General features: G+C 65.0%; 24 protein-coding genes and 1 pseudogene. 14 read left to right on the forward strand and 11 right to left on the reverse strand.

Annotated elements, in window-relative coordinates; translation table 11 throughout:
• Window positions 1-31: 31 nt before the first annotated feature.
• Together pstS and ABDV69_RS08245 are read left to right on the forward strand one after the other, a co-directional pair.
• The gene (gene pstS, locus ABDV69_RS08240; RefSeq protein WP_343573227.1) at window positions 32-1,078 is read left to right on the forward strand and encodes a phosphate ABC transporter substrate-binding protein PstS; all 1,047 of its coding nucleotides are present in this window, start codon (window positions 32-34) and stop codon (window positions 1,076-1,078) included.
• A 22-nt stretch (window positions 1,079-1,100) separates the two neighbouring features.
• Window positions 1,101-3,032 (forward strand): serine/threonine-protein kinase PknD, encoded by a 1,932-nt coding sequence (locus ABDV69_RS08245; RefSeq protein WP_343573172.1) that lies wholly within the window; start codon window positions 1,101-1,103, stop codon window positions 3,030-3,032.
• 339 nt (window positions 3,033-3,371) lie between these two features.
• On the opposite strand, the gene ABDV69_RS08250 is transcribed toward ABDV69_RS08245, so the two are convergent.
• Window positions 3,372-3,974, reverse strand: coding sequence for a DsbA family protein (locus ABDV69_RS08250; RefSeq protein WP_343573228.1), 603 nt, complete (start codon window positions 3,972-3,974; stop codon window positions 3,372-3,374).
• A gap of 218 nt (window positions 3,975-4,192) precedes the next feature.
• On the opposite strand from ABDV69_RS08250, the gene ABDV69_RS08255 reads away from it, so the two are divergent.
• Together ABDV69_RS08255 and ABDV69_RS08260 are read left to right on the forward strand one after the other, a co-directional pair.
• Window positions 4,193-4,624: an MmpS family transport accessory protein gene (locus ABDV69_RS08255; RefSeq protein ID WP_343573174.1), complete on the forward strand. Its 432-nt coding sequence runs from the start codon at window positions 4,193-4,195 to the stop codon at window positions 4,622-4,624.
• Window positions 4,621-7,569 carry an MMPL family transporter gene (locus ABDV69_RS08260; protein WP_343573175.1) on the forward strand — a complete coding sequence of 983 codons (2,949 nt, stop codon included), beginning with the start codon at window positions 4,621-4,623 and terminating at the stop codon, window positions 7,567-7,569. Before ABDV69_RS08255 ends, ABDV69_RS08260 begins: the two co-directional genes overlap by 4 nt.
• Window positions 7,570-7,578: 9 nt before the next feature.
• Here ABDV69_RS08260 and ABDV69_RS08265 read toward each other — a convergent pair whose 3' ends face one another.
• The 3 genes from ABDV69_RS08265 to ABDV69_RS08275 all read right to left on the reverse strand — a co-directional run bounded on the left by ABDV69_RS08265 (window position 7,579) and on the right by ABDV69_RS08275 (window position 9,693).
• A complete protein-coding gene (locus tag ABDV69_RS08265; protein ID WP_343573177.1) occupies window positions 7,579-7,755 on the reverse strand; it encodes a hypothetical protein in 177 nt (58 codons plus the stop codon).
• An 11-nt stretch (window positions 7,756-7,766) separates the two neighbouring features.
• A complete protein-coding gene (locus ABDV69_RS08270; protein WP_343573179.1) occupies window positions 7,767-9,221 on the reverse strand; it encodes an FAD/NAD(P)-binding oxidoreductase in 1,455 nt (484 codons plus the stop codon).
• Between the two features lie 64 nt (window positions 9,222-9,285).
• Window positions 9,286-9,693, reverse strand: coding sequence for a DUF302 domain-containing protein (locus ABDV69_RS08275; protein WP_343573180.1), 408 nt, complete (start codon window positions 9,691-9,693; stop codon window positions 9,286-9,288).
• Window positions 9,694-9,756: 63 nt separating this feature from the next.
• Here ABDV69_RS08275 and ABDV69_RS08280 point away from each other — a divergent pair, with 63 nt between their 5' ends.
• From ABDV69_RS08280 to ABDV69_RS08295, 4 genes and pseudogenes are all read left to right on the forward strand, one after another.
• Window positions 9,757-10,119, forward strand: a complete 363-nt coding sequence (locus tag ABDV69_RS08280) for a carboxymuconolactone decarboxylase family protein (protein ID WP_343573181.1) — start codon at window positions 9,757-9,759, stop codon at window positions 10,117-10,119.
• Window positions 10,120-10,134: 15 nt separating this feature from the next.
• Window positions 10,135-10,438 (forward strand): annotated as a pseudogene (locus tag ABDV69_RS08285) (thioredoxin domain-containing protein).
• Between the two features lie 66 nt (window positions 10,439-10,504).
• Window positions 10,505-10,774, forward strand: a complete 270-nt coding sequence (locus ABDV69_RS08290; RefSeq protein WP_343573182.1) for a metal-sensitive transcriptional regulator — start codon at window positions 10,505-10,507, stop codon at window positions 10,772-10,774.
• A 31-nt stretch (window positions 10,775-10,805) separates the two neighbouring features.
• Window positions 10,806-12,074, forward strand: coding sequence for a hypothetical protein (locus ABDV69_RS08295; RefSeq protein WP_343573184.1), 1,269 nt, complete (start codon window positions 10,806-10,808; stop codon window positions 12,072-12,074).
• A gap of 36 nt (window positions 12,075-12,110) precedes the next feature.
• On the opposite strand, the gene ABDV69_RS08300 is transcribed toward ABDV69_RS08295, so the two are convergent.
• The 6 genes from ABDV69_RS08300 to hsaA all read right to left on the reverse strand — a co-directional run bounded on the left by ABDV69_RS08300 (window position 12,111) and on the right by hsaA (window position 19,083).
• Window positions 12,111-13,829, reverse strand: a complete 1,719-nt coding sequence (locus ABDV69_RS08300; protein ID WP_343573186.1) for a thiamine pyrophosphate-dependent enzyme — start codon at window positions 13,827-13,829, stop codon at window positions 12,111-12,113.
• Window positions 13,830-13,838: 9 nt separating this feature from the next.
• Window positions 13,839-15,446 carry an FMN-binding glutamate synthase family protein gene (locus ABDV69_RS08305; protein WP_343573229.1) on the reverse strand — a complete coding sequence of 536 codons (1,608 nt, stop codon included), beginning with the start codon at window positions 15,444-15,446 and terminating at the stop codon, window positions 13,839-13,841.
• 115 nt (window positions 15,447-15,561) lie between these two features.
• Window positions 15,562-16,125 (reverse strand): 3-hydroxy-9,10-secoandrosta-1,3,5(10)-triene-9,17-dione monooxygenase reductase subunit, encoded by a 564-nt coding sequence (hsaB, locus tag ABDV69_RS08310; RefSeq protein ID WP_343573187.1) that lies wholly within the window; start codon window positions 16,123-16,125, stop codon window positions 15,562-15,564.
• Window positions 16,125-17,024, reverse strand: a complete 900-nt coding sequence (gene hsaC / locus ABDV69_RS08315) for an iron-dependent extradiol dioxygenase HsaC (protein WP_343573189.1) — start codon at window positions 17,022-17,024, stop codon at window positions 16,125-16,127. Before hsaC ends, hsaB begins: the two co-directional genes overlap by 1 nt.
• On the reverse strand, window positions 17,021-17,899 hold the full coding sequence (hsaD, locus tag ABDV69_RS08320) for a 4,5:9,10-diseco-3-hydroxy-5,9,17-trioxoandrosta-1(10),2-diene-4-oate hydrolase (RefSeq protein ID WP_343573190.1): 879 nt from the start codon (window positions 17,897-17,899) through the stop codon (window positions 17,021-17,023). Before hsaD ends, hsaC begins: the two co-directional genes overlap by 4 nt.
• On the reverse strand, window positions 17,899-19,083 hold the full coding sequence (gene hsaA, locus ABDV69_RS08325) for a 3-hydroxy-9,10-secoandrosta-1,3,5(10)-triene-9,17-dione monooxygenase oxygenase subunit (protein ID WP_343573192.1): 1,185 nt from the start codon (window positions 19,081-19,083) through the stop codon (window positions 17,899-17,901). Before hsaA ends, hsaD begins: the two co-directional genes overlap by 1 nt.
• 154 nt (window positions 19,084-19,237) lie before the next feature.
• On the opposite strand from hsaA, the gene ABDV69_RS08330 reads away from it, so the two are divergent.
• Both ABDV69_RS08330 and ABDV69_RS08335 read left to right on the forward strand, forming a co-directional pair.
• On the forward strand, window positions 19,238-20,305 hold the full coding sequence (locus ABDV69_RS08330) for a ferredoxin--NADP reductase (RefSeq protein WP_343573194.1): 1,068 nt from the start codon (window positions 19,238-19,240) through the stop codon (window positions 20,303-20,305).
• A gap of 45 nt (window positions 20,306-20,350) precedes the next feature.
• Entirely contained in the window at window positions 20,351-20,884 is a 534-nt protein-coding gene (locus ABDV69_RS08335) for a hypothetical protein (protein WP_343573196.1), read from the forward strand.
• 24 nt (window positions 20,885-20,908) lie between these two features.
• Here the strand turns inward: ABDV69_RS08335 and ABDV69_RS08340 are convergent, their stop codons facing one another.
• Window positions 20,909-23,029, reverse strand: a complete 2,121-nt coding sequence (locus ABDV69_RS08340; RefSeq protein WP_343573198.1) for an acyl-CoA dehydrogenase — start codon at window positions 23,027-23,029, stop codon at window positions 20,909-20,911.
• A gap of 295 nt (window positions 23,030-23,324) precedes the next feature.
• Here ABDV69_RS08340 and kstR point away from each other — a divergent pair, with 295 nt between their 5' ends.
• The 4 genes from kstR (at window position 23,325) to ABDV69_RS08360 (ending at window position 26,979) form a co-directional block, all read left to right on the forward strand.
• The gene (gene kstR / locus ABDV69_RS08345; protein WP_343573200.1) at window positions 23,325-23,930 is read left to right on the forward strand and encodes a cholesterol catabolism transcriptional regulator KstR; all 606 of its coding nucleotides are present in this window, start codon (window positions 23,325-23,327) and stop codon (window positions 23,928-23,930) included.
• A gap of 126 nt (window positions 23,931-24,056) precedes the next feature.
• On the forward strand, window positions 24,057-24,815 hold the full coding sequence (locus ABDV69_RS08350; RefSeq protein ID WP_343573202.1) for a 5-oxoprolinase subunit PxpA: 759 nt from the start codon (window positions 24,057-24,059) through the stop codon (window positions 24,813-24,815).
• Window positions 24,815-25,741 (forward strand): MBL fold metallo-hydrolase, encoded by a 927-nt coding sequence (locus ABDV69_RS08355; protein WP_343573203.1) that lies wholly within the window; start codon window positions 24,815-24,817, stop codon window positions 25,739-25,741. Before ABDV69_RS08350 ends, ABDV69_RS08355 begins: the two co-directional genes overlap by 1 nt.
• Entirely contained in the window at window positions 25,738-26,979 is a 1,242-nt protein-coding gene (locus ABDV69_RS08360) for an SLC13 family permease (RefSeq protein WP_343573205.1), read from the forward strand. Before ABDV69_RS08355 ends, ABDV69_RS08360 begins: the two co-directional genes overlap by 4 nt.
• Window positions 26,980-26,990: the final 11 nt, after the last annotated feature.

Consider the following 26,990-nt stretch of genomic DNA (forward strand, 5'->3'; position numbering starts at 1 on the left):
TGGGCTGAGTTCACTGGTTGTCTGCGCGCTGGTGCTGTCGGGGTGTGGCAGCAACGGCGGCAGTGACGCGTCCGGTCCGGGACACGTGCAATGCGGCGGCAAGAAAGAGCTGCACGATGCCGGCTCCACCGCCCAGGAGAACGCGATCGAGCAGTTCGTCTACGCCTACATTCGCGCCTGCCCGGGGCACACGCTGGACTACGACGCCGACGGCTCCGGCGCCGGGGTGATGCACTTTGTGAACAACCAAACCGACTTGGCGGGTTCTGACGTGCCGCTGAACCCCGCCAACGGCGAGCCCGACCGGGCGGCGGCCCGGTGCGGTTCCCCGGCCTGGGATTTGCCAACCGTGTTCGGCCCCATCGCGGTGACCTACAACCTCAACGGGGTCAGCTCGCTGAGCTTAGACGGACCGACGACCGCCAAGATCTTCAACGGCACGATCACCACCTGGAACGACCCGGCCATCCAGGCGCTCAACTCGGGCATCACGCTTCCGGCGAAGCCTATCCAGGTGATCCACCGCAGCGACAAGTCTGGCACCAGCGACAACTTCCAGAAATACCTCGCCGCCGCATCCGACGGCGCCTGGGGCAAGGGCGTCAGCGAGACCTTCAACGGCGGCGTCGGTCGGGGCGCCGACGGCAACAACGGCACGTCGGCACTGCTTGAGACCACCGACGGGTCGATCACCTACAACGAGTGGTCGTTCGCGGTGGGCAAACAATTGAACATGGTCGCGATCATCACCTCGGCGGGTCCCGATCCGGTGCCGATCACCACCGAGTCGGTCGGCAAGACGATTGCCGGTGCCAGGTTCCAAGGTGAGGGCAATGACCTGGTGCTCGACACTTCGTCGTTCTACAAGCCCACCCAGCCCGGTTCCTATCCCATCGTGTTGGCGACCTACGAGATCGTCTGCTCGAAGTATCCGGATTCCGCCACCGCCACGGCGGTCAAAGCCTTTATGCAGTCCGCCATCGGCCCTGGCCAAGAGGGCTTGGACCAGTACGGATCGATTCCGATGCCGAAGTCATTCCAGACCAAACTGGCGTCGGCAGTCGACGCGATCTCGTGACCGATCGAAGGGGGTATGGCTTGTGACCGGCAACTTCCCAGATTCGCGAGTGGGGCGCCAGTTCGGGCCCTACCGGCTAATGCACCTGATCGGCCGGGGCGGAATGGGCGAGGTCTATGCGGCCGAGGACACCCGCAAGCGGCGGGTGGTGGCCTTGAAGCTGATCTCTCAGGAATTCTCGAAAAACCCGGTGTTCCGCATGCGAATGCAGCGCGAGGCGGATGCCGCCGGGCGGCTGACCGAGCCGCATGTGGTGCCCATCCACGACTACGGAGACCACGACGGCCAGTTCTACGTCGACATGCGGTTGATCGACGGGATCTCGCTACGCGACGTGCTGAACCGCGATGGCCAATTGTCGCCCGCCCGAACGGTGGCCATCGTGCAGCAGATCGCCGCGGCCCTGGACGCCGCTCACACCATCGGGATAACGCATCGGGATGTCAAGCCGGCAAACATCCTGATCACCAGCAGCGACTTTGCCTATCTGGTCGATTTCGGGATCGCGCGCGCTGCCAGCGACCCGGGACTCACCCAGACCGGGATGACGATAGGCACCTACTACTACATGGCGCCGGAGCGATTTACCGGCGACGAATGCACTCCCAGCTCCGACGTTTATGCGCTCGCCTGTGTGCTGAGCGAATGCCTGACCGGTGCGCCGCCGTTTCGTGCCGACACCATCGAGCGGATGATCGGTGCGCATCTGATGGAAGCGCCGCCGCGGCCCAGCCAATTGCGCCCCGGAATTGTGCCGTCTGCCCTGGACCGGGTGATCGCCAAGGGGATGGCCAAGAATCCCGCCGACCGCTACGCGACCGCCGGCGCTTTGGCCAGCGACGCTCACGATGCGCTGACAACCTCCGACCAGCACGATGCCACCACGATTCTGCGGCACGGCAAGCAGGCGAGCCTGTCCACCGGCTATGCGGGCACTGGCATTGCGCCGCAGGCGAACTACGGTTCCACGACGGCGCACACCGAGGCCAGACGGGCCAGTCCAGCGCCGTCCCACCGCGCTGAGAATCCGTCGTATCCGGCATACGTGCCCGACTTCACCCCGACGGATAAGGCCAAGTCGAACGGCAAGCTCAAGAAGTGGATCGTCATCGGAGTCGCCGCGACGGTGCTCGCCGCGGCGGCCGGCGTCACCGCATACCTGGTGAGCCGCCCATCAGCCTCCGACTCGTCGACAGCATCCGGGCAGCGAGTGTTGCCATTCGACGGTCTGGACTTTCGGCTTTCGCCGAGCGGGGTAGCGGTGGACGGCACCGGCAACGTCTACATCACCAGCGAAAGTATGTACGGGCGCGTATTGGAACTGGTTCCTGGATCGACCAAGCCGTCGGTGCTGCCGTTCAACGGCCTGTACCAGCCCCAAGCCCTGGCGGTGGACAAGTCGGGCGCGGTGTATGTCACCGACTTCAACAATCGTGTGGTCAAGTTGGACGCGGGCGCCCAACAGCAGACCGTACTGCCCTTCAACGGCCTCAACTACCCCGAGGGCGTCGCCGTCGATGCTCAGGGCAACGTCTTTGTCGCCGATCGGGGCAACAGCCGGGTGGTCGAGTTACCAGCCGGATCCGACCACCAAACAGTATTGCCGTTCAACGGCCTTCGCGATCCCGACGGCGTGGCCGTCGACAGTGCCGGCAATGTCTACGTCTCTGACACCAGCAACAACCGGCTGTTGAAGCTGGCCGACGGCGCGCAGACTGTCTTGCCCTTCACCAACCTCAGCGTGCCGTGGGGTGTGGCGGTCGACGACAGCGGCAACGTATACGCGACCGAGCACAACACCAACAAAGTCGCGAAACTAGCTGCGGGAGCTAGCGATTCGACTGTGCTGCCTTTCGTCGGCCTCAACACCCCGTTGGCCGTCGCGGTCGGCAGCGGCGGGAACGTGTACGTGGCCGACCGCGGCAACGACCGAGTGGTCGCGTTGGCGGACTGATCCAGTCAGGCCGACCCGGTCAGTTGCACGCCGAAGCGGCGACCCTCAGGTGAGCCCGTAGAGCACAATCATCACTGCCATGATGACGAGGGCCACCGCGTTCGGCAGTACCCCGAGGAGCTGCGGTGTCAAGCATTTCCGTTTCCCTACTTCTTGCCTCTTCGGGTCAATCCAAAAACTTTGCGCCGGCGAGTGGTTTCCTCGTCAGGGTGGCCATCGCACCATTGCGCTTGAGGCACTTGGCGTTTCACGGCTTCAACATGAAGTCCACACCCCGCCCACGTGGTCTTGCCGCAGACCCGGCAACGAGTGGCGAAACACATGGCGATCAGTACTCTCTCAGGCGTGGCCGCGGGGCCGGTGTAGTTGGCTGAACTGTGGCGTGCGCATCAATGCCGCGACGGCGCGGAAGACGGCCGGCGTCTCTTCGGGATCCGGCACAGCGGTGAACACTGGTCCAAAAACAGTATGCCCGTCGATGGTCAGCAGGGGGCTGCCACCGGTGTCCCCCAACGCGTCCTGGCTGGCCTGGTGAAACTGCACCACGGTCGCGTCGAGAGTGTGGTCGTCGAGCGCTGAGGCGCCGGTGCGTTGAGCGCCGACCGCACGGGTGACGTGGTCGACGAGTTCGTCGTCCACATCTGCTGAATCGTCAAAGTACCGTTGGGCGAACGCCATATAGGCAGTGCTCAACACGTCAGCACCCAGCTCCTCGTGCAGAGCGGCCATCAGGCGCCCAATCTTTCGAGAATCCTGCATCCGAGCCTGTTGAGGAGGCGGCAATTCCCGGCCCTCGTTGAGGACCGCCAGACTCATCATGTGCCAGTCGATGGTGAAGTCGTCGGCCTCTGCGGCGGCGGTGAGCCAACGTGCGGTGTTCCACGAGAAGGGGCACACGGGGTCCAGCCATAGCCTCACCACGCGTGGCGGGTACTCCTGCATGCGTTTGTCGGTCAAGGTCCACTCCTTCAGGTCGCGATACCCCCCACCGTATACAACCCGGCAGCCCGCCGCCACCTTGCTACTATACCCTGTAGGGTATATTCGGCTCTGGCTGGTGCGCATACTCAAGACCCTCCGTGCAGGGTCGAACGGCACTGTGTCGCCTACGGGACAGCCGGAAAAGTGCTTTAGGAGAGCCAAGAATCGAGGAAGCTTCGATGTCGACTTTGCTCAAACGCGCCTGGGTGTCGCTCGTCGTCGTGGTGGCGGTCGCCCTGGGTGGTATCGCCGTCGATAAGCTTCGCGGCGCCTTCGGCTCGGAACCGATTTTCTCCGCGACCGGCAGCAGCGCCGAACCGCTCCAACAAACCCACGTCAAGCGAGTGACCTACCAGGTTTTCGGCCCCCGTGACACGGCAGGAAGTGTGAGCTACTTGAATATGAACGCCCAGCCGGAACAGGCGGCCTTCACCAGCCTGCCCTGGACCCTGACGGTCAGCACGACGGTGTCCGCAGTGATCGCCAATCTCGTCGCGCAGGGCAACAGCGACAAGCTTGGATGCCGCATCACCGTCAACGGCGTTGTCAAGGACGAACAGTCGTCGCGTGAGCACCATGCGCAAACATCCTGCCTGGTGAAGGCCGGATGAATACCGACACCGAAACACGCCCGAAATTCATGCGGTTCGTCCGCAGGTTCGCCGTACCGATTCTGATCGCATGGCTGCTGCTGACCGTCGCGTTGAACGTGCTGGTGCCGCCGATCGAGTCGGTCGCCCGCAACCACGCGGTGACGATGTCGCCACAGGACGCGCCGGCGATGATCGCCGCCAAGCACATCGGCGCGACATTCCACGAGTCGGATTCCGACAGCACCGCGATGATCGTCTTGGAGAGCGACAAGCAGCTCGGTGAGCAGGCTCACGACTACTACGACCGCCTGGTGAAAACGCTGCAGGCTGACCACAAGCACGTCCAGCACGTCCAGAACGTGTGGGGCGATCCGCTCACCGCCGCCGGCGTGCAGAGCCGCGACGGCAAAGCCGCGTATGTCCAGCTGAATCTGGCCGGTAACCAGGGCAGCACCCTGGGTAACGAGTCCGTCAAAGCGGTGCGGGAGATCATCGACAGATCAGCGCCTCCCGCGGGGCTCCAGGTGTATGAGACCGGCCCGGCACCGCTGACCACCGACATGAACGACGCCGCCGACAAAAGCATGCTCACGATGATGGGTGTGACCGGCGTGGTCATCATGATCATGCTGTTCATCGCCTATCGCTCGGTCAGCACGATGCTTCTGGTTCTGGTCATGGTCGGTTTCGAGATGGGCACCGCCCGAGGGCTTGTCGCATTGCTCGGCAACTACGACCTGCTCGGGTTCTCGACGTTCGTGGTCGCCATGCTGTCTTCGCTGGCGATCGCCGCGGGAACGGATTATGCGATCTTCCTGATCGGCCGCTACCAGGAGGCCCGACAGGCCGGCCAGGACCGGGAAACGGCCTACTACACCATGTTTCGTGGGACGTTTCACATCATCTTGGGTTCGGGGTTGACGATTGCCGGTGCCACCTTCTGTCTGCACCTGGCACGGCTGTCCTATTTCAAAGCGCTGGGCATTCCGTCCGCGCTGGGCCTGCTTGTCGTCGTCGCGGGAGCGCTGACCGCGGCGCCGGCTGTCGTGGCCGTGGCGACCGGGTTCGGCCTGCTCGACCCCCGAAAGATGATCAAGACCCGCGGCTGGCGGCGGATGGGCACTGCCACCGTGCGCTGGCCCGGCCCGGTGTTCGCAGCGTCACTGGTCATCGCGATCGCCGGCATTCTGATCATGCCGACCATGAAGGTCAGCTACAACGACCGGTACTACATACCGAGCGATCTACCGTCGAATGTCGGATACGCCGCCGCGGAGCGCCACTTCAGCGCCGCCACAATGAATCCCGACATCCTGATGATCGAGAGCGATCATGATATGCGCAACAGCGGTGACATGATCATTCTGGACCGGCTCGCCAAGGACGTCTTTCGTGCGTCGGGAATCGCGATGGTACAAAGCATTACCCGGCCGTTGGGCGGTCCGATCGAGCACACGTCGATACCCTTCCAGATAAGCGCCCAATCGATCCCGATCCAGGAAAACCTTCAATTCATGAGGGACCGGACCGCCGACATGCTCAAAATGAGCGACGACCTCGGCGCCATGATCGCCTCGATGCAGCGGTTGCAAGGCTTGCTGACGACGATGAGCAACGCCACGCATCGCATGGTCGGCGACATGCACGACATGCAGGCCACACTCGACGAGATGCGGGATCACCTCGCGGACTTCGACGACTTCGCGCGGCCGTTCCGCAGCTATTTGTACGCAGAACAGCACTGTTTCAACATCCCCGTCTGCTGGGCGGCGAAGTCGTTGTTCGAGGCTATCGACGGCGTGGACAAGTTCAGTGGGAACCTGAGCACGCTGATCCACGACGTGGGCACCGTCGACGCGATCATTCCGCAGATGGTTGCCGAGTTCCCACCGATCATCGCCGTCGCGAAATCCATGCAGGGGACGTTGCTCACCATGCACAGCAGCTTCGCGGGCCTGGTCACGCAGATGGCGAAGATGACCGATACGGCCAGCGCCATGGGTCAGGCCTTCGATGCCTCCAAGAGCGGCGACTACTTCTATCTGCCGCCGGAAGCGTTCCAAAATCCGGACTTCCAAAAGGGATTGAAGCTTTTCTTGTCGCCGGACGGCAAGGCTGCGCGGCTTATCATCACCCACGACGCCGATCCGGCGACCCCGGCGGGGATTGCCGCGGTCACACCGGAGCTGGAGGCTGCCCATCACGCGGTCAAAGGAACGGCGCTCACCGACGCCAAGTTCTACTTGGCCGGGACGGCAGCCATCTACCGCGACATCCAGTCGGGCTCGCACTACGACCTGCTGATCGTCGGAATCGCGGCGGTGACCTTGATTTTCGTCGTCATGGTCATCATCACCCGCGCACTGGTGGCGTCGTTGGTGATCGTCGGCACCGTCCTGCTGTCGCTGGGCGCCGCTTTCGGGCTCTCGGTGCTGGTATGGCAGCACATCTTCGGCCTGGACCTGAACTGGATCGCGCCGGTGTTCGGCTTGATCATCCTGCTCGCCGTCGGCTCCGACTACAACCTACTGCTGGTATCGCGGTTCCAGGAGGAGATCGGCGCCGGACTGAAGACCGGCATCATCCGCTCGATGGGCGAAACCGGTGGCGTGGTCACCTCGGCAGGCCTGGTGTTCGCCTTCACCATGATGTCGATGGTCGCCAGCGACCTGCTCTCGATCGGCCAGGCCGGCAGCACAATTGGGTTGGGCTTGCTGTTCGACACCCTGATCGTGCGATCGTTCATGACGCCATCGCTCGCCGCCTTGCTCGGCCGGTGGTTCTGGTGGCCGCAACGAGTTCGACCACGTCCGGCCAGCTACATGCTGCGCCCGTTCGGGACACGCAGCATGGTCCGATCGCTGCTCCTGGGTGAGGATGCCGACACTGTGACCGGCGCGCGGCGTAGCGGCGAGCCTCGGCCCGCAACGCTCAACGCACCCGGTAACGGGTCGAGGCAGTAGGGCAGAACCCTACTCGTGACCGCCGATGATGATTCGCACCATTTTGAGACTGATGCGGACGAACCGCCCGAACTGGATCACGGGGTTGCGGCGCATCCGCAGCGTCGGTGCCGTGGGCAGCGGGGCATCGGCAATGCGCTCGGCGGTCCTCTGGTCAACCTCGGAATAATCATCACCGTGTTGCACGAGAATGCCTTTCACTCAGGTATCAGCCACCAGAGTGGCCGAGCTTTCGCCTTGTAGATGAACATGTAGTGCAGCATCAATTTGATCCAATGACCAGCCAGGCCCAGCTCCCCGGACGTGCCGGCGATGTCACGACCAGTCTGTGGGTACCGCACCGGGTCGGGAACGACCGGATACATCGTCATCGAAGCGGCCGAACCACGGCGAAGTCCGGTGCCGGCCGATGCGACACACGCGGCCCCCATTACCGCCATGGAAGCACGATGGGCACTGGCCTCGGGGTGCTTGATCCGGTCCCGGATGGTCTCGGCGACCGTCTTGGCCATGACACCTGACGGCATACCGGTACGGGGCGGGCTCGGCGTGATGACGGTGCCGCGAGAACTTTTGCGCGGCCGCGAAATCGGGTGTGGCGGCGCGAACGCGATGCCGGGAGCGAAGATATTCGGGTAACTCGGGGACTCGTAGGTGTGCGGCCAGTCGTCGGCCAACCATTCGTCATACGGTTTGCCGGAGTAGTCCGCGTCGACCTTGAGGAAACCCGACGGCGCGAACAATTCTGAGCTGATGTCGGTGCCGTCCTTGTCGTAGGCGGCCAGGCTTACGCCTTTGAACGGCGGCAGCAACATTGCGAAGTCGAAGTCCAGATGGTGTTCTGTGCCGTCGAGTTGCTCGTAGCGAAGCTTGCCGTTCATCACCTCGTGGACGGCAGCCTGGGTAATGGCCCTGACCCCACGCTCCCGGAACAGCGATTCGGTCCACAGCCGACTGGACTGGACGAAACCTTTCTCGACGAAGCTCATGCCGTCCACACCGAAGTCGCCGAGTTCGTATTCGTTGGTGAGGTAGACGATGTCGGCCAGGTCACGCACGCCGGCCTCGCGCAGCTTGTGCTCGACATTGAAGGTGTATTCGAAAGCCGCACCCTCGCAGGTGCAGGTTCCGTGCCCGACACCGATCACCAGGCGTTGTCGCTCACCGGCCTTCAATTTGGCGACGACACCATCGAGCGCCTTCGCGGCTTCAACGGCGTGATCGGCCGTGCACACCGAGTAGGAGTGACCGTCGGGACCAAGCCCCGGAGTGGCGGCGAAATTCAATTGCGGGCCGGTCGCGTTGATCAGGAAGTCATAGCTCAGGCTGCCGGTCTCGCCACGGTGCTCGTCATCGGTGTAGGTGAAATCCACCGAAGGCGAGCCATTCTCGCCGGTTCCCTCGGGTCGGATCGCGGTCGCGAGGCCCTGGTAGAACACGATGCCCTTGCGTCGGTAGATCGGACGCAGCGGAATCAAGACTTTGGACGCGTCCATGTGTCCGACGCCGACCCAGATGTTCGACGGAATCCAGTTCCAGTCCGCAGCGGGGGAAATAACGGCGACCTCGTGCTTGCGGGGCAGCCAGCGGCGCAAAAGCAGAGCTGCGGTGTGACCGGCAATGCCGGCGCCGAGTACGACGATTCGTGCCATGAGTTCTCCCAATCACTACGACTTAGGCGCCGGCCACAGGATGCCGGACAACCTGGGTGGCCCGCTACGCCGATGCGGTGTGGTGCAACTGCTCGATCGCGGCATGTAGCTTGGCTGCGGCCTCATCTGCCACTGCCTGCAAGGCATCTGCCTGGTCTGCGAACTGCACCATCACCTGTGGGTCCATCGCCTCGACGAGCACGCCGCCGGCCGGGTCGGCTCGCACCACGACGTTGCACGGCAAAAACTGGCCGAGTTGCCGGTCGATATCCAGCGCCTTATGCGCAAGTCCCGGATTGCACGCACCCAGGATCAGGTACTTCTCCATGTCTTTTCCGAGCTTCTTCTTCAACGTGGCCGCAACATCGATCGTCGTCAAGACGCCGAAACCTTGCTCCGCCAGCGCTTGCGTCGTTCGCTCGACGGCTTCGTCGAATTCGACGTCAAGCTTCGTGGACAGATCGGTGGTCATCGTCACTCCCTATGTCATCTCGCACTGCGGAATACCCGGCGGGGTATCCCTATTGTATAGGGCATGACAACAAACAGCCACTACCACGATGTCCTGAGCGACCTCAACCCACAGCACCGTGAGCTACGGCAGATGATCCCGGAGGTGTACCGCGGATTCAACGAGATGGGCAAAGCCGCGCTGACCGCAGGCGCATTGGACACCAAACACAAGGAACTCATCGCGATGACCATCGGCGTGGTCGCCGGATGCGACGGTTGCATCGCCTCACACGCACGCGGAGCCGCTCGCGCCGGCGCCACCAAAGAGGAGGCCGCCGAGGCAATCGGCGTCAGCATCCTGATGCACGGCGGACCCGCCACCATCTACGGCGCCCGCGCCTACACCGCATTCTGCGAATTCGCCGATGCCGGCGACGCACAGTGACAAAGGGCCCCTGTCATGGCTGTAAAGAACATCACCACAACTGATTTCGAGTCCACCATTGTCGACGGCGCAATCGTGCTGGTCGATTTCTGGGCTCCGTGGTGCGGCCCGTGTCGGGCATTCGCGCCGATATGCGGCGAGCCGCAATATCCGTTCGATTCCGACCATCATGGCCTTCCGCGAGGGCATCCTGGTCTACCGCCAGGCCGGTGCCCTGCCCAAAGCAGCGCTGGACGACTTGATCAGGCAGGTGGGAAATCTCGACATGGCCGCCGTGGGTGCCCAGATCACCCGGCGAAAGTCCCCCGCCCGCCGTTAAACTGGAACCGAACCCGGGCATACCCCCCGGGGTAGGATATGATCACAAGCCACGGAAGGTGGGTAGATGGCCGACGACGTCGACAGCATGAACGCGGTACTCAGCAGACTGCGACGCGCGCAGGGGCAACTCGGCGGTGTGATCGCCATGATCGAGCAAGGCCGTGACTGTAAAGACGTGGTCACGCAGCTCGCTGCGGTATCGCGGGCCCTCGATCGCGCCGGATTCAAGATCATCGCATCTGGCATGCGGCACTGCATCGCCAGCAACGAAGCGGGCACACCGACACCGCTGACCGAGGACGAACTGGAGAAGCTGTTTCTGTCCCTGGCGTGAGCGCGGCGCAGTGGGCTGAGACAATCGCGGCGTGAGCCTGGTCATCTCCGAGCACGAGCGTGCCGCGCTGGCCGACCTTGCCCGGTTCCCGCTGATGGCGGCGTTGACGGGCCGCAGATCCCGCCGGTTCCCGGTCGGCGGCCAGATCCCCGACGGCGCGCTGGCGTACACCAGTCGACGACCCGTCCAGCCGCTGTCGGAAGTCGAACGGGCACTGCTGATTTCGGTGACCGGTGGGGTGACGGGCTGGAATTTCGGGATCACCCATCATCCCGGCTACGCGCCGTCGTTGCCCAACTACTCCGGAAGCGCGACGGGCCGGACCTTCCCGTCGGCGGCCGGCTTCCACACCAGCCAACTGTTTTTCACCGACGACTCCGGGACCTACCTACTGCCCAGCCGCGACGAGAAGCCGCAAGAACTCGACAGCATCGAAGCGTGGATCAGCCACACCGCGGACTCCTACGTCCGGATCGCGAATACCCGGCTCGAACTGCCCCGCGAAGAGCCGTACATGGAAGGCCACAACACCTGGATCGGCAATCACCCGGGCAGCCTGCTGGCTTTCCCGGCGGCAGACCTGGCTGAGCACCTGATGGAGAATCTGTGGTTCTTCGCCGCCAACGGGTATCCGATCACCGACGACATCAACGGCCGTAAAATACCCGGCCTGCAACAGTTTTCATCGCTGGCTCATGCTGAGGACCCGCTGCCGCTGTCTTTCGTCGAGCAGTACACGATCACCGAGGCGAGCGCGGAACTCGCGATCGCCACCAACAACGGAGTGCTCGCGCTGCAGGCAATGGGGCTCGGCGGCTGGACCTACGACGGGTTGGACCGGCTGTCCGTCCTGGGCGGCTCCGGTGATCCGCGGGCACCCGGACTGGGTTTTGTCGCCGACACAGACGACCGTTGGCCCTTCCCCAACGTCACCGGGCTGCCCGGTTTTTTCGAGACGCTCAGCCCCCCGCATGTGCGGTCGGTCGCGGCCGGGGTGGAGAAGCTTGTTGCCCGAAAGTTCGCTCCCGGTGGACCATTTCACGCCGATACGCGGGGCCCGTGGGCGGATTCCGGCAAGGTGCGCGGCTCGGCCCTGCCGCCGGATGGCATTCAGGAGATGGTGACCGCGGAAGCGTCGTACATCTACGACACCTTCGGCAAACTACCCGGCACGATGCCCACCGTGCACGTCCTGATGTACCTGCAGGCGCAACATCTCGACATCGACTTCTACGACCAGTTATTCGGGCCCGGTGCCTATCTGGGCACCCACGCTGAACACCAAACCCGCTGGCACTGAATGCGACCCGGGTACGACGGTGGACTCGCATTCAGCTCACGTTCGGCTGTTCAACGTTTCCTTGAGCTTCGCGATCGCGAATCCCCAGCCCTGCTCGACGGTAGGTTTGGGCGGTATCGAAATTTCATCGGGATTGGTGCGCAAGTCCAGCAGGTAAGGGCCGTCGTGCGCCAAAGCGGCCGCCACCGCGCCGGATACATCGTCGGGTCGGACAACCAATTGAGAATCCAGCCCCATCGCCTGTGCCACGGCGGCGATGTCGGGATTGTCGAGTTTGGTCCCGTACTCGGGCAATCCACTTTGCTCTTGCTCGAGCTTGACCATGCCGAGTCTGCCGTTGTTGAACACCACGAATTTCACCGGCAGCCGATAGGTGACCGCCGTCCGCAGATCGCCAAGCAGCATCATCAGGCCTCCGTCGCCGCAGAACGCGATCACCTGCCGGGAGCGGTCCAACGCGGCGGCCCCCAGCGCCTGCGGCATGGCGTTGGCCATCGACCCCAGGTTGAACGATCCGAGCAGCCTACGGCGACCGCGCATTTCGACGAAGCGCGATAGCCACACGGTGGACATGCCGGTATCGGAGGTGAAGATGGCATCGTCGGCGGCGGCGTCGTTGATCACGGCAGCGACAAGTTCCGGCCGAATCAGCTCGTCGGGATTGTCCAGATGCTGACGTATCCGTCCCAGCAGTTTGCGGTCGTGATCGGGCTCGGCAAGCCGTCGCTGCGCCGAGTGCCAGACCTCGTACTCGCGACGATGCCGGTCCAAGAACTTCGTGTCAGAGCGCGTTGTGAGCAGTGGAAGTAGTTGCGCCAGAGTCTCTTTCACATTTCCGACGAGAGGAACGGCAACGGGTGCCCGACGGCCGATGTGTTCGGGTCGGGTGTCGAGTTGTACGACCTTCTTGTCCTGCGGTAGCCAGTCGCGATAGGGAAAATCGGTGCCGACGAGGAAGAGCATGTCGGCGCCGTGCAGGGCAAGATGGGCGGCTGGGTTGCCGATCAGACCTGTCTGACCGAGCTGATAGGGGTTATCGCCGTCGAAGCCTTCCTTGGCTTTCAACGTCAGCACCATAGGAGCGGCCAGCGCTTTAGCCACGGCCAGCACTTCGTCACGCGCGTCACGCGCGCCGCACCCCACCAGCAAGGCGACTTTGCCTGCCTTGGCGAGAGTGTCAGCCGCGAGTTGGACATCTGCGTGAGCGGGTACTTGGCCGGCATGGGGAAGCGCGAACGAGGTTGTCGATTCGGAAACATCCTGATCACCGATGTCACCCGGGATGCTGAGCACGGCGACACCCCGGCGAGCGAGCGCCGTATTGACGGCCTGCTCGAGTAGATGCGGCAGTTGGCTGGGCGCCGTGACCGTGGCGTGAAATTCGCTGACGCTGCTGAATACCGCGTCATTGTCGACTTCCTGAAAAAAGTTGCTCCCCATGTCCGACGTCGGTACCTGACCACAGATGGCCAGAACGGGGGCATGTGACTTTTTCGCGTCGTACAGACCATTGAGCAGGTGTATGGAACCGGGGCCGACGGTTCCCATGCACACTCCCAGCGATCCGGTGAGTTGCGCCTGCGCGCCCGCCGCAAACGCGGCCACCTCCTCGTGACGCACACCGACCCATTCGAGCCGGTCTTCGCGCCGGATTGCGTCGGTGATGGGATTCAGCGCGTCACCGACGACGCCCCACACGTGGCGGACTCCCAGATCGGCAAGGGCGGTGACGATCACCGAAGCGACAGTGGGCATGATCCTCCGCTAGACATTCGACGACCTAGACATCCCGGCAGGCGCAAAACAGTCCGCGTCGGCGGATTCCCAATCGGACCGCCATCCGGGCGGCACATGGTCCAGCAGCACCCCGGGGGTAAGCCATTCGTAAAGCTCGGCGTAGGAATGTTGCCGGGTGGGTGAGACACGCTTGTGCAACATATGCGGGTTGAGCATCGTCGGATCGGATACACCCATCGACCCCATGATGCGCATCGCCTGAGCAACAGTTGCCTGCTGATAGCGGTACACGCGTTCGCTTTTGTCCGCTACGTCGAGAGCCCGCGCGCGGCGCGGGTCCTGGGTTGCGACCCCGACCGGGCAATGGTTGGTGTGGCAGCGTTGCGATTGAATGCAGCCGGCCGCCATCATCATCGATCGGGCCGAGTTGGTGTAGTCGGCGCCCTGGATAAGCCGTTTGACGATGTCGTTGCCGGTTGCGACCTTGCCGCTGGCGCCGATGCGTATCTTGTCGCGCAGTCCCGTCCCCACCAGTGCGTTGTGCACAATCATCAATCCGTCGGTCAGTGGAAGGCCGACGTGGTCTTCGTATTCCAGCGGTGCGGCGGCGGTGCCGCCTTCACCGCCATCGACGATGATGAAGTCGGCTGTCACGCCTTCGGCAAGCATCGCCTTGCAGATTGCCAACACGTCGACCCTGGAACCGACACACAGCTTGAACCCGACTGGTTTGCCCTCGGTCAGTTCGCGTAACCGCGCCACGAATCTGATCAGTTCGCGCGGTGTGCGAAACGCCGTGTGCGCAGGGGGGCTGACGCATTTCTCGCCGGCTGGCACTCCCCGGTATCCGGCAATCTCTTGGCTTACTTTCGCCGCCGGCAGGACTCCGCCCACACCAGGTTTCGCTCCTTGGCTCAGCTTGATCGAAACGCACTTCACCGCGTCATGAGCCGCTTTGTCCGCGAACTGATCCGGGTCGAATGAGCCATCTCTGGTCCGAGCGCCGAAGTACCCCGAACCGATCTCCCACACCAGATCAGCTCCGCCGAGATGATACGGAGTAAGCCCGCCTTCTCCGGTGTCGTGAGCAAAGTGCCCCTTGCGCGCCCCGTTGTTCATCGCCCGCAACGCGTTGCCCGACAGCGCGCCGAAACTCATCGCCGAGATGTTCATCAGCGCCATGTCATACGGCTTTGTGCAGTCGGGCCCACCGATCCGCACCCGAAAAGGTTCTTGTGGCGGATCGACCGGGGCCGTCGAATGAAGCAGGTATTCGTAGCCGTCTTTGTCGATATCGCGCTCAGTGCCGAACGACAGTTCGGAGGCGGTGCCCTTGGCGCGCTCATAGATCAACGAGCGGACGTCGCGGTCGAATGGTCGGCCGTCGAAATTGCGCTCGATGAAGTACTGCTGCAACTCCGGACGCAACGCTTCCAGCAAATACCGCAGGTGCCCCAGAACCGGGTAGTTGCGCAGCACCGAGTGCTTGCGTTGAGCCAAGTCGTAGACACCCACCGCGGCGGTGACCGTGACAACGACAGCGGGTATCCACCAACCCCACGGCCCGACAGCGGCGAGGTACAGCGTAGCCGCCGCGACGGCCGCCGAGAGCGCTACGAAGCCAACCCGAATCAACGCGGACTTCTCGTTCTGGGTTCGGCTACTCGCGCAGCCCGTAGCGGGCAGATCCACTCCGGGCCGTGCTGAACATCAGATGTCGAGCCCGCGTCAATAATGGACACCACGCCGACTATAGCCAGGTGTCCTGCGTGGTCGCTGTCAAGAACGCTTCCAGGTCGTCACGCCACTGCGCCGGCCTGGTCTTGTCCGGCTCGATGCCGGTGTAGTCGCCGCGGTAGAACAGCAACGGACGCGGCTTGATCTTGGGGACTTCGGACAGCGACTGCACCGCGCCGAGCACCACGAAGTGATCGCCGCCGTCGTGCACCGAGGCCACCGTGCAGTCGATGTAGGCCAGCGATCCCTCGATGATCGGCGAGCCGAGCTCCGAGGGATGCCAGTCGATTCCGGCGAACTTGTCCGGTTCGTTGGAGCCGAACCGGGCCGAGACATGCTGTTGGCTCTCGGTCAGTACATTGACGCAGAAGTTTCCGCTGGCCTCGATGGCTTTCCAGGACCGCGACACTTTGGTCGGGCAGAACAGCACCAGCGGCGGATCCAGCGACAGCGCCGCAAAGGACTGACAGGCGAAGCCCACCGGCGCGTCGTCGTGGGTGGTGGTGATGATCGTGATGCCGGTGCAGAACTGGCCCAGCACACTGCGGAATGCGCGGGCGTCGATCTGCTCGGACATTACTTGAAGCCGACGCTGAAGTCATGCCCCCAGAGGCTGATCGCGGTACTCTCCCGGGCGATCCAGCCTTCGTCTTCGACTTGCCTTCCCTCACAACCGAATTCGACATCGAATCCGCCGGGAGTCTTCATGTAGAACGACAGCATCAGGTCGTTGACATGTCGGCCCAGCGTCGCCGACATCGGCACCTTGCGCCGCAGCGCCCGGTCCAGGCACAGCCCGACGTCGTCGGCTTCGCCGACTTCGACCATCAGGTGCACGATGCCGCTCGGGGTCTGCCCCGGCATGAAGGCCAGGCTGTGGTGACGCGGGTTGCAGCCCAGGAACCGCAGCCAGGCCGGCGGCCCGTCGGCGGGCCGGCCCACCACCTGCGGCGGCAGTCGCATCGAATCGCGCAGCGTGAAACCCAGCACGTCGCGGTAGAAGTGCAGCGTCTCAGCGTCGTCGCGGGTGGTCAGCACGACGTGGCCGAGGCCCTGCTCGCCGGTGACGAACGTGTGGCCGTACGGGCTGACGACGCGACGGTGTTCGAGCGCGACGCCGTGGAAGACCTCGAGGCCGTTGCCGGACGGGTCGCAGAACGTGATCATCTCGTCGACCCGGCGGTCGGCCAACTCGGCGGCGGTGGCCTCCTTGTAGGGCGTGCCCGCGACGTCGAGCCGGTTTCGGATCTCTTGCAGGCCTTCGGCATTCGCACATTCCCAGCCGGCCTGCAGCAGGCGGTCGTGATCACCCGGCACGATCACCAGGCGAGCCGGGAAGTCGTCCATCCGCAGATATAGCGCACCCTCTGCCGCGCCCTTGCCCTCGACCATGCCGAGGACTTTCAGACTGTAGTCGCGCCAAGCCTGCATGTCGGTGGCTTCGATGCGCAGGTAACCCAGTGCACGGATACTCATCTCGCACCGCCCAGGAAGTCGAGGGTGAGCTTGTTGAATTCGTCGAACTTCTCCACCTGCGCCCAGTGTCCACACTGGCCGAAGACGTGCAGTTGGGCACGCGGAATCGTCTTGAGCGCCACCAGCGCACCGTCGATCGGGTTGACCCGGTCTTCGCGGCCCCAGATCAACAGCACCGGCTGACGCAGCTTGTAGACCTCGCGCCACATCATGCCGAGCTCGAAATCCGCCCCGGAGAACGACATTCCCATCGCCCGGGTCGCGGTCAGCGATTCGGGTGTGGCGGCCAACTCGAAGCGCTGGTCGATCAGTTCGGGGGTGATCAGCTTCTGGTCGTAGACCATCACCCGCAGGAACGCCTCGAGGTTCTCCCGGGTCGGCTGAACAGAGAACTTGCCCAGTCGCTTGACGCCCTCGGTCGGGTCGGGCGCGAACAGGTTGACGCTGAGTCCGCCGGGGCCCATCAGCACCAGCTTGCCCGCCCGGTCCGGGTAGTCCAGCGCGAACCGGACCGCGGTGCCGCCGCCGAGTGAATTGCCCACCAGCGGAACGCGTCCCAGCCCCAAGTGGTCGAACAGACCCTTCAGCGCCCGGGCGGCGTAGTGGTTGAACTGTCCGTGCTCGGCCCGCTTGTCGGAGTGCCCGTAGCCGGGCTGGTCGACGGCCAACACGTGAAAGCGCTGCGCCAGCACCGGGATGTTGCGGGAGAAGTTCGTCCAACTCGCCGCGCCCGGTCCGCCACCGTGCAGTAGCACGATCGTCTGCTCGTGTCCGACACCGGCCTCGTGGTAGTGCAGCTTCAGCGGTCCGTCGACGTCGACATCGACGAAGCGTGAGGTGGACTCGAAGGTGAGCTCTTGCGTCGTGGAGCGCATCAGACCATGGTGTCGCCGGGCGGCAGCCCGAACTCGTGGTTCCCGAAGATCTGGTACGCGCGCTCGGGGTCGTTGGCCGCGTGCACCCGGCCGGCATGCGCGTCGCGCCAGAAGCGTTGCACCGGAGCATCACTGGCCAATGCCGTGGCACCGGATGCCTCGAACAGCCGGTCGACCGAGGCGATCGAGCGCCCGGTGGCGCGCACCTGGTCGCGACGGGCCCGGGCCCGCAGTTCGAACGGGATCTGCTGGCCGGCGGACAGCAGTGCGTACTCGTCGCTGACGTTGCCGATCAGCTGCCGCCACGCGGCGTCGATGTCGCTGGCCGCCTCGGCGATGCGGACCTTGGCGAACGGGTCGTCCTTGACCTTCTCGCCGGCGAAAGCTGCGCGCACCCGCTTGCCCTGGTGCTCCACGTGCGCCTCGTAGGCGCCGTAGGCCATGCCAACGATCGGGGCCGAGATGGTGGTGGGATGCATTGTGCCCCAAGGCATCTTGTAGACCGCGGCGGTGTTGTTCTGATAACCGCCGGCGGTGCCGTCGTTCATCTGCCGGTACGACAGGAACCGGTGCCGCGGCACGAACACGTCTTTGACGACGACGGTGTTGCTGCCAGTCCCCTTGAGGCCCACCACATGCCAGACGTCGTCGATGCGGTACTCGGTGCGCGGGATCAGGAAGCTGCCGAAGTCGACCGGCCGGCCGTCCTTGATCACCGGGCCACCCAGGAAAGCCCAGGTGGCGTGGTCGCAGCCGGACGACCAGTTCCACGAACCGCTGACCAGGTAGCCGCCGTCGACGACCGTGCCCGCGCCCATCGGCGCGTAGGACGACGAGACACGCACGTTTGCGTCGTCGCCCCAGACCTCGTCCTGGGCCTGCTGGTCGAACAACGCCAAGTGCCAGTTGTGCACACCGATGATCGAGCTGACCCAACCGGTGGAACCGCACGCGCTGGCGATCCGCCGCACCGCCTCGTAGAACACCGCGGGGTCGGTTTCCAGCCCGCCCCATTGCTTGGGCTGCAGCAGCCTGAAAAAGCCGATTTCCTGCAGCTCGCTCACTGTGGCGTCCGGCAGACGCCGCAGGTCCTCGGTCTCCTGGGCCCGCTGGCGCAACTTGGGCAGTAGTTCGTCGACGCCGTCTAGGACCGACTGGGCGTCGCGTTGTTGAATGGACGTCACGGTTTCCTCCAAAGGTGGCTTGCGGGGGCCAACATAAGACAAAGACTAGAACACGTTCCGATTTGTGTCGAGCGGCGTATTCCTGCGGCTGGTAGCGGTACGCAGCCATGTTTCTGTAACCTGTTCTAGTTATGATCGCAGGAAGGGCAGGGTTGTGACGGGCACAATTCCTGACGAACCACTCGGCAGCCACGTATTGGAGCTGGAGATCGCCGACGTCGTCACCGAGACCGAGGACGCGCGTTCGCTGGTGTTCCGGGTCCCCGGCGGCGTGGACGTGCCGGCGGAGCGGCTGCGCTACGCCCCGGGCCAGTTCCTGACGCTGCGCGTCCCCAGCGACCGCACCGGCTCGGTGGCCCGCTGCTACTCGCTGTGCAGTTCACCGTTCAACGACGAGGCGCTGACCGTCACCGTCAAACGCGACAAGGACGGCTACGCGTCGAATTGGCTGTGCGACAACGCCCACGCCGGTATGCGGATCCACGTGCTGGCGCCGTCGGGCACCTTCGTGCCCAAGACGCTCGACGACGATTTCGTGCTGATGGCCGCGGGCAGCGGAATCACGCCGATCGTGTCGATCTGCAAGTCCGCGTTGTCCGAAGGCGGCGGACAGCTGACGCTGATCTACGCCAACCGCGACGAGCGGTCGGTGATCTTCGCCGACGCGCTGCGCGAGCTCGCCGCCAAGTACCCGGACCGGCTGACGGTAATCCACTGGCTGGAGTCGCTGCAAGGGCTGCCGTCGGCCAACGCGCTGGCGCAGTTGGCCGGGCCGCTCACCGACCGGCAGGCGTTCATCTGCGGCCCCGGGCCCTTCATGGAAGCCGCCCGCGAGGCGCTGGAGCGGCTGAGAGTGCCTGCGGCGCGAGTACATCTCGAGGTGTTCAAGTCGCTGGACAGCGACCCGTTCGCCGCGGTGAAGATCAAGGACGATGGGGCCGAGCCGCCGGCCACCGCGGTCGTCGAACTCGACGGCCAGACCCACACCGTGCCGTGGCCGCGCACCGCGAAGCTGCTCGACGTACTGCTGGACGCGGGCCTGGACGCCCCGTTTTCCTGCCGCGAGGGCCACTGCGGCGCCTGCGCCACCACGCTGCGCGGCGGCCAGGTGACGATGGAGGTCAACGATGTGCTGGAGCAGCAGGACCTCGACGACGGGCTGATCCTGGCCTGCCAGGCGCACCCGGCGACCGATTCGGTCGAAGTCACCTACGACGAATAGCCGCGGCGTAAGTTCTGCTCAGGCTTAGCGAGAGGACGCTTCGAGATGATGCGGCTGGTCACGGCTTGTGCGGGCGTCGCTGTGATGTTGGCGTTGACGCCCCCCGCAATGGCCCCGGCGGCCAGTAACACCGCCACCTCACTGATACCGCTCAACGACGGCAGCCAGCTGGAAACCCGCGCCACGCTCGACTGCCACGCCGCGAACGGCAGTTGCGACTTCACCGTCGGCGCCGATCGCAGGACCGGCGACGGGGTCGACGGTTTCCCACACGACCTCTGGTCGCGGCAAAGCACCGACATCCGCTCGATGGACCGCACGCTGTATCTCGACGTGCACGCCACCGCGCAATACGACCGGGTGTTCAAAGAGGGTGGCAACGACAACGTCACCACGATCTACACCGGCGAGGGCGGACCGGACAAGTACCAGACCACCGGCCGGATCGACGCGACCGATTGGCACACCGGCCAATCCCGCACCAACGTGCCCGTCATCATGTGCACCCACATCCAGGTGGTCTACGGCGGAAACAACGTCACCTCGCCGAGCACCTGCGCGCAGGCCAGGTTCTCGTAACACCTCGAAACAGCAACGAGGGCTTCAGCGCGGCAGGCCCAGAAGCCGTTCCGCGGCCAGCGTCAACAGGATCTGCTCGGTGCCACCCGCGATCGTCAGGCAGCGGGTGTTGAGGAAGTCCTTGACGGTCTCGTCTTCGACGAGACCGGATCCCTCGGACAGATCCATCCGGTACTCGGCCAGTGCCTGTCGGTATCGCACGCCGATCAGCTTGCGGACGCTGGACTGCGCGCCGGGATCTTGGCCACCCACCGCGAGCTGGGCGATGCGCTGATCCAGTAGCGACCCGACCTGCGCGGTGATGATCAAGTTGGCCAACTGATCCTGTTGCGCGACATCAAGATTCGCCTCGGCCGCCTCGGTCAATAGCTGTTCCATCGGGTTACCCAGCGCGGTACCTGCGGCCATCGCTACGCGCTCGTTGGCCAGCGTGGTGCGGGCCAGCCGCCAGCCGTCGTTCACCGTGCCGACCACCATCGCGTCGGGGACGAACACGTTGTCGAGGAAGACCTCGTTGAACAACGCGTCGCCGGTGATCTCGCGCAGCGGACGGATCAGAATGCCGGGCGAGCTCATGTCGATCAGGAAGTAGGTGATGCCTTTGTGCTTGGGAGCGTTCGGGTCCGTTCTCGCCAGGCAGACACCCCATTGCGCCTTGTGCGCCGACGAGGTCCACACCTTCTGTCCGGTCAGCTCCCACCCGCCGTCGACTCTGACCGCTTTGGTGCGCAGCGACGCCAGGTCCGAGCCGGCTCCGGGCTCGGAAAACAGTTGACACCAAAAGATTTCGCCGCGCAGGGTGCCTGGCACGAACCGCTCCACCTGCTCGGGTGTGCCGTGTTCGAGAATGGTCGGCGCCGCCCACCAGCCGATCACCAGGTCAGGCCGGGTCACGCCGACCGCTGACAGTTCCTGGTCGATCAGCAGCTGCTCGGCCGGCCCGGCGCCGCGTCCGTACGGGGCGGGCCAGTGCGGCGCCAGCAGCCCCGCTTCGGCCAGCGCGGCCTGCCGTTCGGCGTCGGCCAGCGCGGCCACACCGGCGGCCGCGTCGGCGATCTCCGGCCGCAGGTCGGCGACCTCGCCGAGGTCGATGCTGAGATCGCGGCGCACGCCGTTCTGGGTCAGCTCGGCGGTCCTGCGCAGCCAGCGGGCGGAACCGCCGAGGAACTGCCCGATACCGTACGCCCGTCGCAGATACAGGTGCGCGTCGTGCTCCCAGGTGATCCCGATGCCACCGAGCACCTGGATGCAGTCCTTGGTGTTGGCCTCGACGGCGTCGATGGCCACTCCCGCAGCGATGGCCGCCGCGATGGACAGCTGACGGGCATCGCCGTCCTGAGCCGCACGGGCCGCACGGGCCGCATCCGCGGCGGCCACCGCCACCTGCTCGGTACGGCACAGCATCTCGGCGCACAGGTGCTTGATCGCCTGGAAGCCACCGATCGGCTTACCGAACTGTTCGCGAACCTTGGCGTACGCGACGGCGGTGTCCAGCGCCCACCGGGTGACCCCGGCGGCCTCGGCCGAGAGCATCGCCGCTGTCAGGTCGGTCACCGGAGCGTCGATCACGGTGGCCGGAGCCGCGCTCAGCACCGCCCGCGCCAGAGGTCGGGAAAAGTCGGTGGCCTGCAGCGTCTCGACGGATACGCCGTCGGCGGCGCCGTCGACGAGCAGCCAAGTGTCTCCGGCCGGCACCACCAGCAGACCGCCGGCCACCCCGCCGAGCACGAACGGCACAGTTCCCGACACCCGCGAGGTCGCCTCGTCGAACTCGACATCGCTGTCGAGCGCCACCCCGGCGGTGCGCTCCCCGGCCGCCAGGGCGACGCGCAACCCGGGGTCGGACACTACGAGTGCGGCTAACGCCGTCGTCGCCACCGGGCCGGGCACCAACGCCCTGGCGGCCTCCTCGACCATCGCAGCCAGATCCTCGACGGAGCCACCGGCGCCACCGCAGTCCTCGGGGACCGCTACACCGAACAAGCCCAGGGCGGCCAGGCCTTCGAACACCGGCTGCCAGGCAGTCGGCTCACCCCGTTCGATGTCCCGGACCGCTTCCGTGGCGACCGAGCCGGCAGCCCAGTCGCGCACCAACTCCCGCGCCGCACACTGTTCGAAGGAAATGGTGCTGGTCTGTACTGCCACCTGAACTCCTCGATCGACCGGAATCGGCGTTGCCGGAGACGCAACACCCAGGACTAGAACGTGTTCTAATAGTGCCAGTGTTCGACCGTCAAGTCGAACGCCATCGCAGCAGGACATCCCGGTGTCCCGGCCGCACGGAGGTGGGATATTCGCGCTCGGCATGAGTATCGTTTCGACCGAGCGCGTAGGAGAAGGAGCTGTCTGTCAGATGACCCGTCCGGCTACCGAGCCAGCACACCCCAACCCGGGGCAGCCTTCGGGTTCGTCTTCTGCGCAACCTCGTAAGGTGATGAACGTGGCGGTACTGGCCGAGTCGGAACTCGGCTCCGAAGCGCAGCGGGAGCGTCGAAAGCGCATCCTGGACGCGACGATGGCGATCGCCTCCAAGGGCGGTTACGAGGCCGTTCAGATGCGTGCGGTGGCCGACCGAGCCGACGTCGCGGTGGGCACGCTGTACCGGTATTTCCCGTCCAAGGTGCACCTGCTGGTGTCCGCGCTGAGCCGCGAGTTCGAACGTATCGACGCCAAAACCGACCGCTCCACGCTCGTCGGTGGAACGCCGAATCAGCGGCTGAACTTCATGATCAGCAAACTCAATCGTGCGATGCAGCGCAACCCGCTGCTGACCGAGGCGATGACCCGCGCCTACGTCTTTGCCGACGCGTCCGCGGCCGGCGAGGTGGATCAGGTGGAGAAGCTGATCGACTCGATGTTCGCCCGGGCGATGAGCGACGGAGAACCGACCGAGGAGCAGTACCACATCGCCCGGGTGATCTCGGATGTATGGACCAACAACCTGTTGGCCTGGCTGACCCGGCGGGCCTCGGCAACCGACGTCGCCAAGCGGCTGGAGCTGGCGGTGCGGCTGCTGATCGGCAACGGAGACACCGCCGCGGTGTGAGTTTGCGGCCGGTCTGCGCGACGGCCTTTTTTGCAGGCTTGGCTGATCCGGCCGGTGGTAGGCGTTCGAGATGGTGGTACGGGATTAGCGCCGGTGAGCCGTTTTTCGGCGACTAAGCTGACGACCGTGGCCTGCATCGACCTCAACGCCGACCTGGGCGAGGGCTTCGGCGTCTGGCAACTCGGCGATGACGACGCGATGCTCGGCATCGTCACCAGCGCCAACGTCGCCTGCGGTTTCCACGCCGGCGATCCGGCCGGGCTGCTGGCGGTGTGCCGGCTCGCCGCGCAGCGCGGCGTACGGATTGGCGCGCAGGTGAGCTACCGCGACCTGGCCGGCTTCGGCCGGCGCTTCATCGATGTCACACCGGAGGACCTGCTGGCCGATGTCATCTATCAGATCGGTGCCCTGCACGGGCTGGCCCAAGCAGTAGGATCCGCGGTGTCGTACGTGAAACCACATGGGGCGCTCTACAATACGATTGTGACCAATCGCGAGCAGGCCGCCGCAGTTGCGGAGGCAGTGCGACAGGTCGACAACGGCCTGCCGGTCCTGGGCGCGGCGGGCTCGGCGTTCTTCGACGAAGCCGGCAAGCGTGGCCTGCGCACGGTGGGCGAGGCGTTCGCCGACCGGGCGTATCGGTCTGACGGACAACTGGTCTCGCGGCGCGAGCCCGGCGCGGTGCTCGACGACCCCGCCGTGATCGCCGACCGCGTGCTGACCATGGTGACCTCGGGAATCGTCACCGCCGTGGACGGGTCTGAGGTCGCAGTGGACGTGGAATCGGTGTGTGTACACGGTGATTCGCCGGGTGCGATACAGATCGCGACGATCGTCCGCGAACGTCTGACATCCGGCGGCATTGAGCTGAAGGCGTTTTGCTGATGCGGCTGCGCCCCGGGCGTCCAGATCTCACGCGCCACGCGCACCGATTCACCGTACCTGCCGCCGGCTCCGATGCTGCGCTGACCGTGACCTGGCTGGGCGTCTCGACACTGCTCATCGACGACGGTTCCTCGGCGCTGATGACCGACGGCTTCTTCTCCCGTCCCAGCCTGGCCCGCGTCGGGGTGGGCAAGGTGGCGCCGTCACCGGCCCGCGTCGACGGATCTCTGCTACGCGCCGGGGTCAAACGTCTGGAGGCGGTCGTCCCGGTGCACACCCATTTCGACCACGCGTTGGATTCCGCGCTGGTTGCCGATCGCACCGGTGCCAAGTTGGTCGGCGGCGAGTCTGCGGCGAACGTCGGCCGTGGTCACGGCCTGGACGAGTCGCGGCTGGTGGTGGCCGACTCGGGTGCACCAATTCGGCTGGGCACCTTCGACATAACGCTGGTGGGGTCGCGGCACAGCCCACCGGATCGGTTTCCCGGCACCATCGATCAGCCGGTCGTGCCACCGGTGAAGGCCGCGGCCTACCGGTGCGGCGAGGCCTGGTCGACATTCGTCCACCACCGCCCGTCGGACCAGCGGCTGTTGGTCCAGGGCAGCGCCGGTTTTGTGAAAGGCGCACTGGCGGGCCGACGGGCCGATGTCGTCTACCTCGGCGTGGGACAACTCGGCGTGCAACCGGAGTCGTATGTCCTCGACTACTGGGCGCAGACGGTACAGACCGTCGGGGCCCGCCGCGTGGTCCTGGTGCACTGGGACGACTTCTTCCGTCCGCTGTCAAAGCCGTTGCGGGCGTTGCCGTATCTGGCCGACGACTTGGACAACTCGCTGAGCATCTTGAGTGGGCTGGCCGACCGCGACGGCGTGGCGCTGGACATGCCGACGGTGTGGCGGCGCGAAGACCCCTGGGCCCGAATTTGACGCTCCTGCTGGCGGTTGTGTCGCTGGCGGCCGTGCTGGCGTTCGCGGTTGTCCACCCCCGGGGCTGGCCGGAGGCGATCGCGGCGGCGCCGGCTGTGACGCTGCTGATCGCCGTCGGCGCGATCTCGGTGCACGACGCGATGGTTGAGGCCAAACGACTGCTCCCCGTGGTCGCCTTCCTGGGGGCCGTGCTGTTGCTGGCCAAGATGTGTGACGACGAAGGCCTGTTCGAGGCGGCCGGTGCCGCGATGGCGCGTGGCCGAGTCGACTCACGACGTCTGCTGAGGCACGTGTTCGTGATCGCAGCGATCATCACTGCCGCGCTGAGTCTCGACGCGACGGTCGTGTTGCTGACGCCGGTGGTGTTGACCACGGTCCGGCGACTGCGGGCACGGGTCCGACCGCATGCCTACGCCACGGCGCACTTGGCCAATGCCGCGTCGCTGTTGCTTCCGGTGTCGAATCTGACGAATCTGCTCGCGTTCAGCGCTACAAAACTGTCGTTCGTCAAGTTCACCGTGCTGATGACGCTGCCGTGGCTGGCCGCGGTGGGCACCGTCTACCTGGTCTTCCGAGTATTCTTCCGTCGCGATCTCGACGTGGCTCCGGAACCTCAGAAGGACGAATCCGCTCCCCGGACACCGGTGTTCGCTTTGGTGGTGGTGGTGCTGACCCTGGCCGGCTTCGTCATCGCCGAAACGGTCGACCTGGCGCCGGCCTGGGCGGCGCTGGCAGGAGCGGCTGTACTGGCGGTACGCAACCTCGCGAGCCGGCGCACCTCGGCGGTGGAGATCGTCCGCGCGGTCAACGTGCCGTTTCTGGTCTTCGTGCTCGCGTTGGCCGTCGTCGTGCAGGCGGTGATGCGCAACGGCGTGGCCGAGCGGATGGGCGCGCTGATGCCGTCCGGTTCTGGGCTGCTCGCCCTGCTCGGCTACGCGGCGCTGGCCGCGGTGTTGGCCAACATCGCCAACAACCTGCCCGCGACCCTGGTCATGGTGCCGCTGGTTGCATCGGCCGGCCCGGCAGCGGTGCTGGCCGTGCTGCTCGGGGTGAACATCGGCCCGAACTTGACCTACGTCGGCTCATTGTCGAACCTGCTGTGGCGCAGCATTTTACGGCGATACGGCGTGCCAGCGAGCGTCGGCGAGTACACCCGGCTCGGGTTGTTCACCGTGCCCACCTCGCTGGTCGCGGCGGTGCTGGCGTTGTGGGCCGCGGGCCGACTGCTCGGCATCTAGCGGGCGGGCGG

Origin of the sequence: Mycobacterium sp. (assembly GCF_039583785.1) — a bacterium.
Classification (GTDB): Bacteria; Actinomycetota; Actinomycetes; order Mycobacteriales; family Mycobacteriaceae; genus Mycobacterium.